This window comes from Solwaraspora sp. WMMD792 (assembly GCF_029626105.1).
GTDB lineage: Bacteria > Actinomycetota > Actinomycetes > Mycobacteriales > Micromonosporaceae > Micromonospora_E.
Window position 1 is genome coordinate 2,040,588 of sequence record NZ_JARUBH010000009.1, and the last position, 14,501, is coordinate 2,055,088.

A 14,501-nucleotide genomic window follows, 5' to 3' on the forward strand; every position below is an offset into this window, starting at 1 on the left:
GACACTGCTGTGGTGTTGAAAGATGTCGATTCGCCTCGGGTGTCGCGGCGACGCGTCGCGGCGTGGTGGCTGGTACCGGAGCTGCTGGTGCTGATGCTGCTCGCGGGAGGCTTCCACTATTCGACCGCGGCGGCGGCGCCGGTGTTGACCGAGGCGCAACTGCGCGACGACGCCGCGTTGCGGATCGCGACCACCATCGAGCAGTCCACCGCGGACGAGCACGCCGCGCACGGTCACGAGGTCAACCCGGACGAACGGATGCTGTGCACCGTGGAGGTCTGGCGGCTGGACCCGGCCACCGCCCGGTCCGACGAGGTGGGCACGGCCTACGGCTACTACCTGTGCGCGACAGGTACGCCGGGCACGCCGTATCTGCTGTCCCGGATGAACGCCGGCCCGATCGTGGCCCGGCTCACCGATCCGCCCGAGCTGACCGTCACCCAGCTCGATCAGGACTTTCGGACCCAGGTCGAGGCGATGATCCCGGCGGAGTTCGTCGACCAGGCGTTCAAGGGTTTCGCCGACCCGCAACGCGCGGACGGGCTGCGGCAGCGCTTCGAACGCCAGATCAGCGCGGCGGCGTAGGCCGACGAATCCGGGTGTCAGACCGGGGCCGGGGCGTCGGCGCCGGTCGGGCGCAGCCGGCGCACCGGGCGGACGGCCCGGCGTACCCGGTGACCGGCACCCCGGTGGGCGACATCCGTAGTCAACCGGCCCAGTCGGGTCCGGCGGAGCCGTTCGATCCGTTCCAGCGGCAGCAGGCCGAGCCCGGCTGCGGCGACCGCCGAACCACCGACGATCGACCAGCCGACCGGTCCCAGCGGACGGCAGCCGAAGAACTGACTGACCACCGGCGTCTGGACCACCCCGAACAACGCCCCGAGTGACACCCCGGCCGCCGCCAGCACCGTCGGATCACCCTTCGCGGCGACTGCGGTCTGCGCCAACTGGGCGGCCACCAGCGCGGCGAGTGCCACGCTGCCGGCGCGGGCGGGGGTGCCGGTGAACCGGGCGGCCAGCCAACCTCCGGTGGTGGCCAGCGCGGTCGCCGCTGCCCGCCGGGCGACCTGTTGGTTGAGGCTGGCGCCGAGCGACGACTCCGGTCCCTCACGGGCGAGTTCGTCGGCGCTGATCCTGCGTGGTGGGCGCGACGCCACGGCGATCGCCGGCAGCAGGTCGGTCATCAGATTGACGAACAGGATCTGCCGGGGGTTGAGCGCCTGCTGGCCGGAGATGAGCGAGCTGCCGACTGAGAAGAGGATCTCCCCGAGGTTGCCGCCGAGCAGCAGGGCGAGAGCCTCGCGCACCGACACCCACATCGCCCGCCCCTCGGCCACGCCCTCGGCGATGCTCTCGATCCGGCCGTCGACCACGATCATGTCCGCCGCCTGGCGGGCGGCGCTGGTGCCGTGATCGCCGAGGGCGATTCCGACGTCCGCGAGTTGGATCGCCGGTGCGTCGTTGGCGCCGTCGCCGGTCACCGCGACGACCCGGCCGGCCTGGCGCAGCGCCCGGACCACGGCGACCTTGTGGGCCGGACTGACCCGGGCGAAGACCGCTGTCCGGGACACCAGCCCGGGCAGCTGGTCCGGTCCGGCGGCGTCGATGTTCGCCCCGGTGACCACCGCGCTGCCGTCGAGCAGGCCGAGTTGCGAGCCGATCGACTCGGCGGTGCTCGGGTGGTCACCGGTCAGCATCACCACGGTGATCCCGGCGCGGCGCAACCGCCGGACGGCGTCGGCGGCGGTGTCGCGTGGCGGGTCGGCCAGGCCGAGCAGTCCGTGCAGCTCCAACCGGTCGATCCGGTCGTCGTCGAGGTCCCGGCGACCGGACGCGACCCGACCGGCGACGGCGAGTACCCGCAGCCCGCCGCGGGCCAGCCCGTCGATGGCCAGGTCGATCTCGCGGCGGCCGGCGTCGTCAAGCGGCACCACGCCGTCGGCGCGGCGCCAGGTCGCGCACCGCGGCAGCACAGTCTCCGGGGCGCCCTTGACGCTGATGACGGCACCACCCGGGCAGGTACCGAGCACCGCGTGGAAGCCCCGGCCCGGCTCGAACGGCAACTCGGCGAGCGGCTCCCACCCGTCAGCGCCTTCCCGGATGCCCACCCCGGCCGAGTGGGCACCGTCGACCACCGCCTGGTCGGTCGGGTGGGGCAGTTTCTGATCGCCGTCCGGGACCGGGGTGGCCCGCAGCGCCGCGGCCAGAATCCGGCGCAGGTCGGAGCCCAGCGCGTCGACCGGCTCGGTGCGGCGGCCGTCGCAGACACTCTGCAGCCGGATCGATCCCTGAGTGAGGGTGCCGGTCTTGTCGAAGCAGATCACGTCGACCCGGCCGAGCGCCTCCATCGCCCGGGGATCCCGGATCAGCACGTTGTGCCGGGACAACCGCCGGCTCGCACTGAGCTGGGCGGCGGTGGCGACGAACGGCAGTCCTTCGGGGATGGCGGCGACGGCGAGGGCCACCGAGGACCCGACCGATTCGGCCAGCCGGCCCCGCAGCAGCCCGCTGCCGAGGGTCGCCGCAGCGGCAGCGAGCGCGGTCGGTACCGACGCCGAGGTGATCTGCCGGAGCCGGGCCTGCACCCCGCCGCGTGGGGATTCGTCCTGCACCTGGTCGATGGAGCTGCCCGCCTCGGTCGACCGGCCGGTCGCCACCACGACGGCGGTGGCCGTGCCGGCGGCCACGGTGCTGCCCGCGTACACCATGCTGGTCCGGTCGGCGACCGCGTCGGCTCCGGTGCCGTCGACGGTCTTCGCCACGGGGACCGATTCACCGGTGAGGCTCGACTCGTCCATCTCCAGGCCGTTGGCGGTGACCAGTCGGCAGTCGGCGGGCACCGAGTCGCCCGCTTCCAGACAGATGAGGTCACCGGCCACCAGGTCCTCCGCCGGGCGGATGTGCTGTTCGCCGTCGCGCTGCAACCGCACCCGCAGGGCCCCGGCGCTGAGCAGCCGGCGCAGCGCCCGCCCGGCCGCCATCTCCTGGGCCCCGGCGAGCAGCGCGTTGGCCATGATCACCGAGAGGACCATGACGGCGTCCACGGTCGATCCGGTCATCGCCGACACCCCGGCGCCTGCGGCCAACGGACCGGTCAGTGGCGTGTCCAGCTCGGCTGCGGTGGCCTGCCACAGGCCCCGTTCTGGCCCGTCGTCGGGTTGGCCACCTGACTGTTCGGCCTGCCGCTGCCGGGCCTGCAGGTCGCTGAGCCCTTCGGTCGAGGAGCCGAGCCGGGTGAGCACCTCATCGACCGGCATGGCGTGCCAGGGTGCCCGGCTGCGCGGCGCGGGTGTCGCCCGCCCGCGCAGCCCGCGGGCCGCCCGGTGCCCGATCGCCAGGTTGACCAGCCCAGCCACGTTGTCGATCAGCAGCGACCGCGAGCCGCCACGGGGGCTACCGTCGAGCACGCCGAGCGCGGCGGCGGCGACGGAGCCGAGCATGGCCCGCCGGGCGCTGTCGGTGCTCACCGAACGGGCCAGCGCCGTCGCCTCCAGCACCAGCCAGGCGGTCTCCAACCCGGGCGCGCAGATCAGGTGGGCACCCCACGGCGGGCGGCGGGCGGCGGCCTGGACCACCCCGATTCCGCAGTCCGCGGCGGCGAGGGCGACGTCGTTGCGGGCGGCGATCAGGGCGACCCCGTGGCCGGCCTGCTGCAACGTCCGTACCGAGGCGGCCAGTTTCGATCCCCCGGCCACCGTCCCCGCCGCCTGGCAGCGGCTGGCGAGCATGCTGCCGGTCGGGCCGGTCGCCGGACTGCGGCCGGCCCGGCTGCGGCCCGCGATGAGCAACTGGCCGACCCGGCGGGCTGCCGTGGTGAGCGCCTCCGCCAGCGGGTCCAGCTCGGCCTCGGCGCGTACCAGGGCCCTCGGCTCCCCGTGCCGCGTCAGCACCAGCAGGTCGCCGCCGGGAGTCCCGGCCCGGTCGCCGTCCGGCGGGTCACCGCGGCCGAGCCGGTCCAGCAGGTCGGCTGGCAACGCATGGGTGAGCCGGTGCGGGGCGGTCAACGCCCAGCCGTCGGTGGCCTCGCCGCCGCCCGGTCCGCCGGTGGTCGGTCGGGGCTGGTCACGGCCGTCCCCCGGGTCGGTGGTGGGATCGAGCAGCCGGGCAGCGATCCGGCGGGCCTGCTCCTCGGTACCCCTGATCGGAACCACCGCGGTGACCAGGGTGCGGCCGGTGAGCAGTACCGAGGCGTCGATGATCACGGTGTCGACGCGGTCCAGCCGGCGCAGCGCGGCGGCTTCCCGCACCACCACGCCCCGCCGGGCAAGGATCCGGCCGAGCTCTCCGCAGTAGGCGTCGCGGCCGGTCCGGGCGCTGCGCGGGGACGCGACCGCGGTGACCCGGGCGGCACGCTGCCGGCCGCCCGGGAGCATGGTGAGCATTCCGGCGGTGACCAGGGTCAGCGTGCTCATCCGTTGGGCGTACCGCTCGATCGGGCCGTCCGGCAACGGTCGAGGGCGGGCCGGCGCCGGCAGCGCCGGTGCGCGGCTGCTGTCCGGGTCGGGATGCAGTTCGTGGGCCCGGGCGGCCCACACCTTGTGGTAGGCGGAATCCTCGGCGATCAGCGCGACCCGCAGTACGGCATCGGTGAGGCTGGTCAGCGGGCGTTGCGAGGCCGCTGCCACGGCGGTGCTGAACAGCGCCTGGCCCAGGTCGGCGCCGACCGGGCCGAGGGTACGGCGCAACCAGGAACGCAGCTGCGGCACGTGCTCGAAGGCAGCGGGCAGCGCGGCGAGTTCGTTGGGTAGTGCGGGCAGCCGGAGTACCTTGCCGACGGCTCCGACGCCGGCGCCGATCAGATCACCGGCCAGTGACACGGCGTTGCCGAGGCCGGCATCAACGTGCGTGGTGCCGGTCGCTTGCGGGGCGACGCGCCGCTCCGCGTCGGCGAGCGCGGCGACGAGCCGGGAGTTGCCGATCACCTCGGGGTCGAACCGGACCACCATCCGGCCCAGCGCGCCGTTCCAGGCCGCCCAGTGCACTCCGTCGACCTCGTGCAGGGCCTGTTCCAGCCGCTGCACGTCGGCGATCACCCGACCATGGTCGTCCGTGCTGACCTCGAGATGGGCGTGGCCGTCGTAGGCCCAGGCATGCCGGGCGTGGGCCATCCGGCGGTGCCGTACCGAGCTGATGGTGGCTGCCGGACGCTCCAGCACGGGCGTCACCTCCCTGGCGTCGGTCCGCCCCGGGGGGATGACGGTCAGCGCTGGCTCTCGTCTTCTCACCGTAGGGCCGGGCGATGCGTAGCTGAGTGGGTTTCCTGTTTTCGGGGCCGGTGGCCGGTCCGGAAGGGGGTTGATCTGTCACTTTGAGTAGTTGTTTCGTCGCTCTATGCTTGAGGTGGCCGCTGTGGTCGTTGATCGGCCGTCAGCGGTGCTGGTGGGAGGGGACCGCCGTGACGCAGCCGGATGACTGGGACAGCCGTACGCTGATCGCGCTCGCCGGCCGCCCCCGGGCCGCCCCCGGTCTCGTCGCGGTGCTGCGTGAGGTGGCCTTCCGGTACGGTGACCGGCTCGGCGACGCCGAGCGTGCCGACCGCGACGGCGAACCGCAGTGGCACCACCGGGTCCGGCAGGCGTTGGACCGGCTGCGCGTCGCCAATCTGGTCACCGGTGGCCGGACCTGGTCGTTGACCGACGCCGGTCGGGCGCGGGCTACGCTGCTCGCCGGCCATGGGCCGTCGTCCGTGCCGGCCGCCGACGGGTCGGCCGCCACCGGCGGCAACGACACCAACGGTGCGCCCGGTCCGGACCGTCCAGCGCCGCTCGCCGCGCCCGGGGTGATCACCGATCCGTTGCGGGCGGTCACCGGGCGGCAGCGCCTCGGCTTCCCACTCGGTCCGGACGAGCCGGTGCCGGTGCTGGTCGCGGTCAACCTGCACTTCGCCGGTGGGCCGCAGCGCGCCACCGAGCAGCTGGCCGGACTCTGGTTCCGGGTCACCGCGGGTCGGCACCCCCGGCCACTGGCCGGCGAGTACGTCGTCGGGGAACTCAGCGTCAACCAGATGAAGCGGCTGGTAGCGGCGGACACCGTGGTCGGCGATCCGCATCAGCGCAGCGTGCACCGGATCTGGCCGGACTTCCCGGTCCGGCCGCAGATCGACGTCTCGGCGGCCACCATCAAAGCGGACGCGGCCCGGCGGACCTTCAACGCCACCGGCGAACGGATCGTCTGGGCGGTGGTCGACTCGGGCATCGACGCCCGGCACCCGCACTTCGCCAGCTACGCGACGCTCAGCGCACCCGAGGTCCGCGACCTGCACCGCAGCTTCCCGCCCGGGGCGCGACCCCGGGCGGGCGACGCGCTGACCGACGACAGCGGCCACGGTACCCACGTCGCGGGGATCATCGCCGGCGGCGTGGACGACTGGGTGCGCCGGCATCCCCAGCGGACGGTACGGGTGATCGAGCACCGCTACGACATCGACGATCCGGCCGTTCCGGTCCCGGTGTCCCGCCCGGTGGTCGACCCGGCCACGATGGTCGGTGTCGCGCCGCTGACCAGGTTGGTCAGCCTGAAGGTGCTGCACGGTGGAGGTGATCTCACCGAACGGGTGTCCCGGGTGATCGCCGCGCTGGCCTACGTGCGCGAGGTCAACGCGCGCAGCGACCGGGTGATGCGCATCCACGGGGTCAACCTCAGCGTCGGGTACGAGTTCGATCCGGAGTGGTTCGCATGTGGCCAGTCCCCGCTCTGCCGGGAGGTGGACAAACTGGTCCGGTCCGGGGTGGTCGTGGTGACCGCCGCCGGGAACTCCGGGTACGGCGCGGTGGGCGCGCCGTTCGGCGTACCGTCGCGGTTCGCGCTGGGTGCGACGATCAACGATCCGGGCAACGCCGAACGCGCGATCACGGTCGGGTCGACACACCGCGACATGCCGCACACCTACGGGGTGTCCTACTTCTCTTCGAAGGGGCCGACCGGCGACGGCCGCCGTAAGCCGGACCTGGTCGCTCCCGGCGAACGGATCGTTTCCTGCGCGGCGGGTGCCCGGCTGACCACGACCGAGGACGGCGGCCCGGACCCGCACACGGCGGTCTACCTGGAGGAGTCCGGTACGAGCGTGGCGGCGCCACATGTGTCCGGCGCGGTCGCTGCGTTCCTGTCGGTGCGTCGGGAGTTCATCGGTCAGCCGGAGCGGGTCAAGCAGATCCTGCTCGACACTGCCGTGCCGCTCGGCCGCGACCGGCACTTCCAGGGCCAGGGGCTGGTGGACCTGATGCGGGCACTGCAGTCGGTGTGACCACCGGTGGCGGCGGAAAGGGGCCCGATGACGGACCGACGGATCGGCGGTCTCCCGTGGTGGGAGTTGCGCTTCGACGCCGCAGGGGATCCGGACCCGGTGTCGGTGACCGGGCTGCTGTCCGGTGCCCGTGCCCGTGGCGTCACCGATCTGGTGGTGCTCGCGCACGGCTGGAACAACGATCGGGATGTCGCTGACGCGCTCTACGCCGCCTTCTTCAATCTGCTCGCCGGCCAGGCACGGCGGGCGGGACCATGGGCGGAGAGTCTCGGGCTGGTCGGCGTGCACTGGCCGGCACGCCGGTGGCCCGACGAGCCGGCACCGGACTTCGAGCCGGCCGGCGCGGCATCGCCCGGTCCCGGTCCGGCCGGGCTCGGCGGCGCAGCTGCCGGACCAGGTCCGGTCGGCCGGCGTCGCGGCCCGGGCCGTCCCCGATCGGCGGGTCTGGACGACGAGACGCTCAACGTGCTGCGGGCCAACTTCCCCGCTGGCGCGCCGGCCCTGGACCGGATGGCACACCTGCTCCGCACCTCGCCCACCCGGCCCCGGGTGCGGGCCTTCGCCAACGAGCTCCGCCAGTTCGCGATGGTGACCGCCGACGGTTGCGGCGACGAGGGCGACTCAGTACCGACCCGCCCGGAGCTGGCGGGGGCCGGCAGAGTTGTGGACAGTCCGGCTCCGGTCGGGCCCGCACCGACGCTGCCCGCGATGCTCGACGTGGACCCGGTCACGTTGTACGCCCGCTTCCTCGACGAGCTGCGGCGCTGCCACACCCCACTGGACGCGGCGGCGGTCGGCGGCGCGGCCGGGCTGGCGGACCCGCTGCGCGGAATCTGGCACGGCGCCAAGGAGGCGTTGCGGCAACTGACCTACTGGCAGATGAAGGGCCGGGCCGGCCGGGTCGGGCGGGTCGGCCTGGGGCCGCTGCTGACCCGGCTCGCCACGGTGGCGCCGTCCGTGCGGATCCACCTGGTCGGGCACAGCTTCGGGGCCCGGCTGGTCAGCTTCGCCGCCGACGCGGCGCAGCCGGCGGTCGGCGGCGCGGTTCGCCCGGTACGGTCGTTGACCCTGCTGCAAGGGGCGTTCTCCCGGTTCGCCTTCGCCCCGGCGCTGCCGTTCGATCCGGTCCGGTCCGGTGCCCTGGCCGGCCTGCCGGCCCGGATCGACGGGCCGGTCTCGGTCTGCTTCTCGACCAACGACTCAGCCCTGGGCGTGTTCTATCCGCTCGCCTCGCTGGCCGCCGGGGATGACGCCGCAGCGGCCCCGGCGCTCGCCGAGCGGTGGGGGGCACTCGGCTTCCACGGTGCCACCGGCGTCGGTGCCCGGTCGTTGCCGCTGGCGGCGGCAGGCCATGGCGGCAACCGACTTGAGTACCGGCAGGTCCATAACGTGGACGCCACCGCCGTCGTGCGTCGCGGTGGGCCACCGGCCGGCGCGCACAGTGACATCGTCCATCCGGAACTCACCTGGCTGGTCCTGGCGGCCGGCGGGCTGGTGCCGCCACCGGGCTGAGTGAATGAGTGTCACGTACGCGGGTCATCGGCAACCACGTGCAGGGTCAGTTGTGATTCCGCTTCTACATAGCTATCCAGCTGGGTGGTGTCTATCGGCTGCGGGACTGACTCCAGGTAGTCATGTGGACACGTTCCGGTGCTGACTTTGTCCCGTACGTGTTACATGCTGTGGGGGTATCGCATCGATTCAGATGCGCCCACCGACGAAAGGCCACCGCATGTCCTCACCACACCTGCGCCGATCCGGGGTCGTCGCGCTCGCGACGCTGCTCGCCACGGTGGCGCTGGTCGCACCGCGACCAGCCGCCGCGGCACCACACAATGGTCTCGGCGCGGTCACCACCGCCGAGGCTCCGGTGTTCGACGGACGGCACAGCGGCAGCGCCGCCGATCCGCAGCGGGTCCGGGACTACTGGACCCCGCAGCGGATGCGCGACGCCCGGCCCGCCGACCAACTGCTCCGTGACCTGTCGCCGCCGGCGCGCCGGGGCACCGCGCCGCAACCCGGGCGGCAACCGGCAGGCACCGTCGCTCCCATAGCCCCGCACCGGCCGGTCCCGGCGGCACCGGCCGCCGCGGGCCAGTCCACCGGCGCGGGCGAGTCCGCCAGCGACAGCGCGGCATCCGGCGGCGCGCTGGCCGTCAACACCTCGGCCAGCGTCGGCAAGGTCTTCTTCCGCAACCCGGTGAACGGCTACGACTACGTGTGCTCCGCGGCGACGGTCAACAGCGCCTCCCGGCTGCTGGTGATGACCGCCGGGCACTGCGTGCACGGCGGCAGCGGCGGCACCTGGATGCAGAACTGGACCTTCGTCCCACGCTACAACTATGGGGCCCGGCCGTACGGCACCTGGTCGGCGAAGTACCTGACCACCTTCACCGCCTGGGCGAACAACAGCAACCTGGACCGTGACGTCGGCTTTGTGACCGTCCGGCCCAGCGCGGCCGGCCAACGGATCGTCAGCGTCGTCGGCGGCAACGGCCTGTCCTGGAACTACAACTACCAGCAGTACGTCACGATCCTGGCCTACCCGGCGGCGGCGCCGTACGACGGCGGCTGGCAGCAGTACTGCCGGGGAACCACCAGCCGGCCCGGATTCTGGCCGTTGCTGGAGAACCGCATCCAGTTGCGGTGCGGCTTCACCGGCGGGTCCAGCGGCGCGCCGTGGCTGCGCAACTACGACGGTAGCCTCGGTTATGTCAACGGCGTGATGAGTACGCTGAACCCGAGCACCGGGTGGAACAAGAGCCCGTACTTCGACACCGCCGTCTACAACGCCTACGCGTCGGTCGCCGACCGGGTCTGACCCGGCCGGGCCGCCGACAGCGTCTCCCGGCGGTCCGTCCGACGCGGCGGCCCTTCCCGTTCGACGCGCCGGACTTCCCGGCTGGAACGGGCACAGCCTGTTCCAGCCGGGATCGACCGTGCCCCGCCGGCGACTAGTCGAAGAACCGGGCGAGATGACCGGGTGACGGGTCGGGATCGTTCGCGCGGGCGGCGACCAGATCGGCGAAGACCGTGGCCCCGTCGCAGGAGGCGTGCTGGGGATACCAGCGTCCAGCGGTCCCCGGCTGCTGGCAGATGCCCTTGATCGTCTGCAGGTCGAAGAACCGCAGGTGGGTCGGATCCGCGACCGCGTTGACATGCCGCCACCACGGCGAGAGCACATGCAGCACACCGCCGGGACGCAGTACCCGGTGGCACTCGTCGATCAGGCGCAGGTAGTCGGTCAGGTGCTCCAGCACGTGCACCGCGAAGATCTGATCCGCCGCGTCGTCGCGCACCGGCAGGCCGTCACGTAGATCGGCGACGACCGCCACCGCCTTGCCCGGTCGCTGGTCCAGGCCGATGTTGCCGGGGTACTGCGGGCCGTCGCCGCAGCCGATGTCCAGGATCACCGGCTCGGCACCGGCGACCCGGACGCGGTCCCAGACCCCGTGCACCCCCGCCAACCGTCCGATCGCCTCGCGGACCCGACGCAGCGCCGCCTCGTCGGCGACGTCGCCGGTCAGATGCGCGACGCCACCGTCGAACCGGACCTCGACGTCGAGGTCACGCAGTCGGGGATCGGCGGCCAGCAGATCGATGGCGGTGGCGGTGAGGTAGCCGTCGTGCAACCGGTGCCGGGCGCTGGAGAATTCCGCGTAGAACACCCGACGCCGGTACCCGGCGTCGACCGGACGAAACGCGGTACGTCCGCACCGCCCGTCGTGCGTCGGAGGTTCAACCAGGTCGGCCGAGCTCGGCCAGCAACTGCTCGGCGTCAACGAACCGCTCGGCGGGCAGCGCCCGTAACGCCTGCAGCAACGCGGTGTCCGCGCCGAGTTCCTGGGCCCGCCGGAGCAGGTCCTCGCGGGAGAGCGGGAAGTCCAGGCCGTCGACGTAGTCGGGGAGCCGTGGTGCGTCGGTCATGGCGGCAGCGGTACCCGGCCCCGGGCCGGTCCACGCCTGCCCGCCGGACATCAGGTGACCGGAGCCCGGTCGCGCGCCCGGCCGTCACCGGGCCGAGCTCACTCCACCCGGGTGACGCGGCGTCATCCGGGCGGCTGCCACGATCACTAACAGCTCAACCGGCCCGCGCCGGACGCCGGTACGAGGGGGGACGGTCATGCCGCGCGCAGTGGGAATCGACCTGGGCACTACCAACTCGGTCATCGCCGCGGTCTCGGGGGGCCGGCCCACGGTCGTACCGAACGCGACCGGGTCGCGGACCACTCCGTCGGTGGTGGCGTTCACCGAGGCCGGCGCCCTGCTGGTCGGTGACGCCGCCTGCCGGCAGGCGGTGCTCAACCCGCACGGGACCGTCCACTCCGCCAAACGTTTCGCCGGACGGCGTTACGACGAGGTCGGCCGGGAGGCCGCCGAGGTGGTGTTCGACGTGGTCGGTGACGGCGGTCTGGCCCGGTTCGACGTCAAGGGCCGCCGGTACGCCCCGGAGGAGATCAGCGCGCTGGTGCTGCGCAGCCTCATCGACGAGGCGGCCAGGACGCTCGGTGAACCGATCGACCGGGCGGTGGTCACCGTACCAGCGCATTTCGACGATGCCCAGCGCACCGCGACCCGTGAGGCCGGCCGACTCGCCGGCCTGGAGATCCTGCGGCTGATCAACGAACCGACGGCTGCCGCGCTGGCCTACGGGCTGCACCTGCGCCAGCGGCAGACGATCCTGGTGGTCGATCTCGGCGGCGGGACCTTCGACGTCAGCGTGCTGACCGCCGGTGACGGCACGGTCGAGGTCCGCGCCGCCGCTGGCGACACCCACCTGGGCGGTGACGACTTCGACCACCGCCTGGTGGAGCACCTGGTCGCCGAGTTTCACCGGGACCACGGCATCGACCTGGCGGCGGATCCGCAGACCCGGCGGCGGGTGCTCGAGGCGGCCCGGCGGGCCAAGGAGGAACTGTCCGCGGTCACCGAGGCGGAGGTCAACCTGCCGTTCGTCGCGTCCGACGCCGCGGGTCCCAAACACCTGCGGACCCTGATCGACCGGCCGTCGTTCGACGAACTCACCGGTGACCTGGTGGAACGCTGTCGCAATCCGGTGGAGCAGGCGATGCGGGACGCGCGGGTCGCCCCGGCGGACCTCGACCAGGTGCTGATGGTCGGTGGTGCGACCCGGATTCCGGCGGTGCGCGACCTGCTGCGCCAGCTGGCCGACGGTCAGGAGCCGCAGTTGCTGATCAACGCCGACGAGGTGGTGGCGCTCGGCGCCGCAGTGCAGGCCGGGCTGCTCATCGGTACGGGCGGACCCGCCCGGTTGCGTGACGTCACGCCGCTCGCCCTCGGACTGCAGGCACACGACGGGACGATGGCGACGATCATCGAGCGCAACACCGCCATCCCGGTCCGCCGGACCCAGGTCTTCTCCACCGCGGAGGACGGCCAGACCAGCGTCGACGTCGTCGTCCGGCAGGGCCAGCGCCGACGGGCAGCGGACAACCGGGTTCTCGGGCGGTTCCGGTTGTCCGGAATCCGGCCGGCGCCGCGTGGGGTGCCCCGGATCGAGGTCACCATCGACACGGACGCCGACGGAATGGTGACGATCTCAGCCCGCGACGCCGACGGCGGTAGCCGTCAGTCGATCGTGGTGACCGAGATCGTCGAGCCGCGGTCGCCGGCGGGCGACGCCGGGCCGGTGGCCGCCGCCACCGACCCCGCCGGGGATCTGGAGTCACTGATCGAGCTGGTCGAGCAGGAACTGACCGGACCGGCCACCGGCGTACCCGCCCACGAGCGCACCCGGGCCCGGATGCTTCTCGACGACGCCGGGGGCGCGTTGCGCGAGCACGCTCCGGTGGAGCGGCTGCGGACCCTCGCCGCCGAGCTGCGCCAGGTCGCCCTCGTGTTCGTTCCGGCGATCCCCGATGCCGTTGGTCGCACCGAACGTGACTAACTGATCAACCGGCCGGCCGCGTGTCCCGTTGCCGGGCCGGTGCGTTCAGTCACCGGGGCGCGGTGAGTCAGCCGCCGCCGAGTCGATCGTCCGTTGTCGGCGGTTCGCCGCAGCACTGCCAAACTGCCGGGTGCCGGCGGCGCGGGCCGCCCGCCCGCGCGGTCCGGTGCCGCGGCTGCTTCCCGGATCCGGTCCGCCGGCACCGGGTCGTCCCAAGCGGGTCGTGCCCGCCCGGCCGGTCGACGGGCCGGTGGCTGCGTGCCGGGCCGGCGGCAGTGCTTCCTCCTCTTCGACCGGAGCGGCCAGCTCACTGCGGGCCCTGGGCAGCCAGTCGGGATGGTGCCGGCGGAGGAACGTGAAGAGGCCCTCGCGTAGCTCGCACCGCAGGTCCCACGAGCTGGGCGCGTCGGCGGCCGAGGCGAGCAGCCGTATGCAGATGGTCGTCTCGGTCGCGTCGACCACCTGCATCACCCACTCCCGACGGTCCCACAGCGCGGAGGCGTCGACGATGCGGTGCGCCTCCGCCCGCAGCACGTCGATGTCGGCGGTGAAGTCCAGGTGCAGGATCACGCTGCCCAGCACCTGCGCCTCGTTGCGGGTCCAGTTCTGGAACGGGGTGGTGGTGAAGTAGGACGTCGGCAGGATCAGCCGGCGCTGGTCCCAGACCCGTACCACGACATAGGTGAGCCGGATCTCCTCGACCCGCCCCCACTCCTCGTCGACCACCACGACGTCGTCGAGGCGCAGTTCGTCGCTGAAGGCGAGCTGCAGCCCGGCGAACACGTGGCCGAGCACCGACTGGGCCGCCAGGCCGGCCACCACCCCGGCCACGCCGGCCGAGGCGAGCAGAGACGCGCCCAACGCCCGGAGCTGGGAGAACGTCATCAGCGTCGCCGCCAGCGCGACGATACTGATGATCACCGCGGTGAGCCGGCGGAGCAAACCGATCTGGGTACGGGCGCGTCGCCGCCGTCGGTTGTCCGCCATGTCCACCGGCAGCCGGCGGAACGCGGTGTCCTCGAAGACGAACAGGATCCGGATCACCAGCCAGGCGCCGGCGTAGATCAGCGCGAGCAGCAGGATGTGCAGTGCTTCGTCACGGACCTCGCCGGTGATCCCGCTGAACGGCACCGCGAGCAGCAATCCGGTGACCAGCAGCGTGGCGCTCCATGGCCGGTGGCATTCCCGGTGCAGGGTGTTGAGGAACGGTGCGACCCGGCCGCGCGCCGCGTGCCGGACCACCCTGCCGGATAGCCACGCCAGGGCCAGCGAGCCACCGACCGCGACGACCACCGTCGCCACTGCCCGACCCAACTGCTCGTCCCACACGGCCCGGTGACCTCCGTCCGC

The 14,501-nt window shown here is 73.1% G+C and carries 9 protein-coding genes; 5 read left to right on the forward strand and 4 right to left on the reverse strand.

Going from position 1 to position 14,501, the window contains the following annotated elements:
* Positions 1–12 precede the first annotated feature (12 nt).
* The gene (locus O7629_RS10735; protein WP_278168944.1) at positions 13–585 is read left to right on the forward strand and encodes a hypothetical protein; all 573 of its coding nucleotides are present in this window, start codon (positions 13–15) and stop codon (positions 583–585) included.
* Between the two features lie 17 nt (positions 586–602).
* On the opposite strand, the gene O7629_RS10740 is transcribed toward O7629_RS10735, so the two are convergent.
* The gene (locus tag O7629_RS10740) at positions 603–5,156 is read right to left on the reverse strand and encodes an HAD-IC family P-type ATPase (protein WP_278168946.1); all 4,554 of its coding nucleotides are present in this window, start codon (positions 5,154–5,156) and stop codon (positions 603–605) included.
* Positions 5,157–5,395: 239 nt separating this feature from the next.
* Between O7629_RS10740 and O7629_RS10745 the strand changes: the two genes are divergently transcribed.
* The 3 genes from O7629_RS10745 to O7629_RS10755 all read left to right on the forward strand — a co-directional run bounded on the left by O7629_RS10745 (position 5,396) and on the right by O7629_RS10755 (position 10,064).
* Positions 5,396–7,243 (forward strand): S8 family peptidase, encoded by a 1,848-nt coding sequence (locus tag O7629_RS10745; RefSeq protein ID WP_278168947.1) that lies wholly within the window; start codon positions 5,396–5,398, stop codon positions 7,241–7,243.
* 27 nt (positions 7,244–7,270) lie between these two features.
* A complete protein-coding gene (locus tag O7629_RS10750) occupies positions 7,271–8,755 on the forward strand; it encodes a hypothetical protein (protein ID WP_278168948.1) in 1,485 nt (494 codons plus the stop codon).
* Between the two features lie 220 nt (positions 8,756–8,975).
* Positions 8,976–10,064, forward strand: coding sequence for a hypothetical protein (locus O7629_RS10755; protein WP_278168949.1), 1,089 nt, complete (start codon positions 8,976–8,978; stop codon positions 10,062–10,064).
* A 133-nt stretch (positions 10,065–10,197) separates the two neighbouring features.
* Here O7629_RS10755 and O7629_RS10760 read toward each other — a convergent pair whose 3' ends face one another.
* Both O7629_RS10760 and O7629_RS10765 read right to left on the reverse strand, forming a co-directional pair.
* Entirely contained in the window at positions 10,198–10,875 is a 678-nt protein-coding gene (locus O7629_RS10760) for a methyltransferase domain-containing protein (RefSeq protein ID WP_347403723.1), read from the reverse strand.
* A 106-nt stretch (positions 10,876–10,981) separates the two neighbouring features.
* On the reverse strand, positions 10,982–11,170 hold the full coding sequence (locus O7629_RS10765; RefSeq protein ID WP_278168951.1) for a DUF2795 domain-containing protein: 189 nt from the start codon (positions 11,168–11,170) through the stop codon (positions 10,982–10,984).
* Between the two features lie 196 nt (positions 11,171–11,366).
* Here O7629_RS10765 and dnaK point away from each other — a divergent pair, with 196 nt between their 5' ends.
* The gene (dnaK, locus tag O7629_RS10770; protein WP_278168952.1) at positions 11,367–13,151 is read left to right on the forward strand and encodes a molecular chaperone DnaK; all 1,785 of its coding nucleotides are present in this window, start codon (positions 11,367–11,369) and stop codon (positions 13,149–13,151) included.
* 45 nt (positions 13,152–13,196) lie between these two features.
* On the opposite strand, the gene O7629_RS10775 is transcribed toward dnaK, so the two are convergent.
* Positions 13,197–14,480, reverse strand: coding sequence for a mechanosensitive ion channel family protein (locus O7629_RS10775; RefSeq protein ID WP_278168953.1), 1,284 nt, complete (start codon positions 14,478–14,480; stop codon positions 13,197–13,199).
* Between the last annotated feature and the right edge of the window lie 21 nt (positions 14,481–14,501).

What these genes read in the sequence shown, in the direction of transcription:
- O7629_RS10755 (WP_278168949.1), top strand. Translation starts at nt 8,976, where the DNA reads ATGTCCTCACCACACCTGCGCCGATCCGGGGTCGTCGCGCTCGCGACG.
- dnaK (WP_278168952.1), top strand. Translation starts at nt 11,367, where the DNA reads ATGCCGCGCGCAGTGGGAATCGACCTGGGCACTACCAACTCGGTCATC.
- O7629_RS10750 (WP_278168948.1), top strand. Translation starts at nt 7,271, where the DNA reads ATGACGGACCGACGGATCGGCGGTCTCCCGTGGTGGGAGTTGCGCTTC.
- O7629_RS10765 (WP_278168951.1), bottom strand. Translation starts at nt 11,170, where the DNA reads ATGACCGACGCACCACGGCTCCCCGACTACGTCGACGGCCTGGACTTC.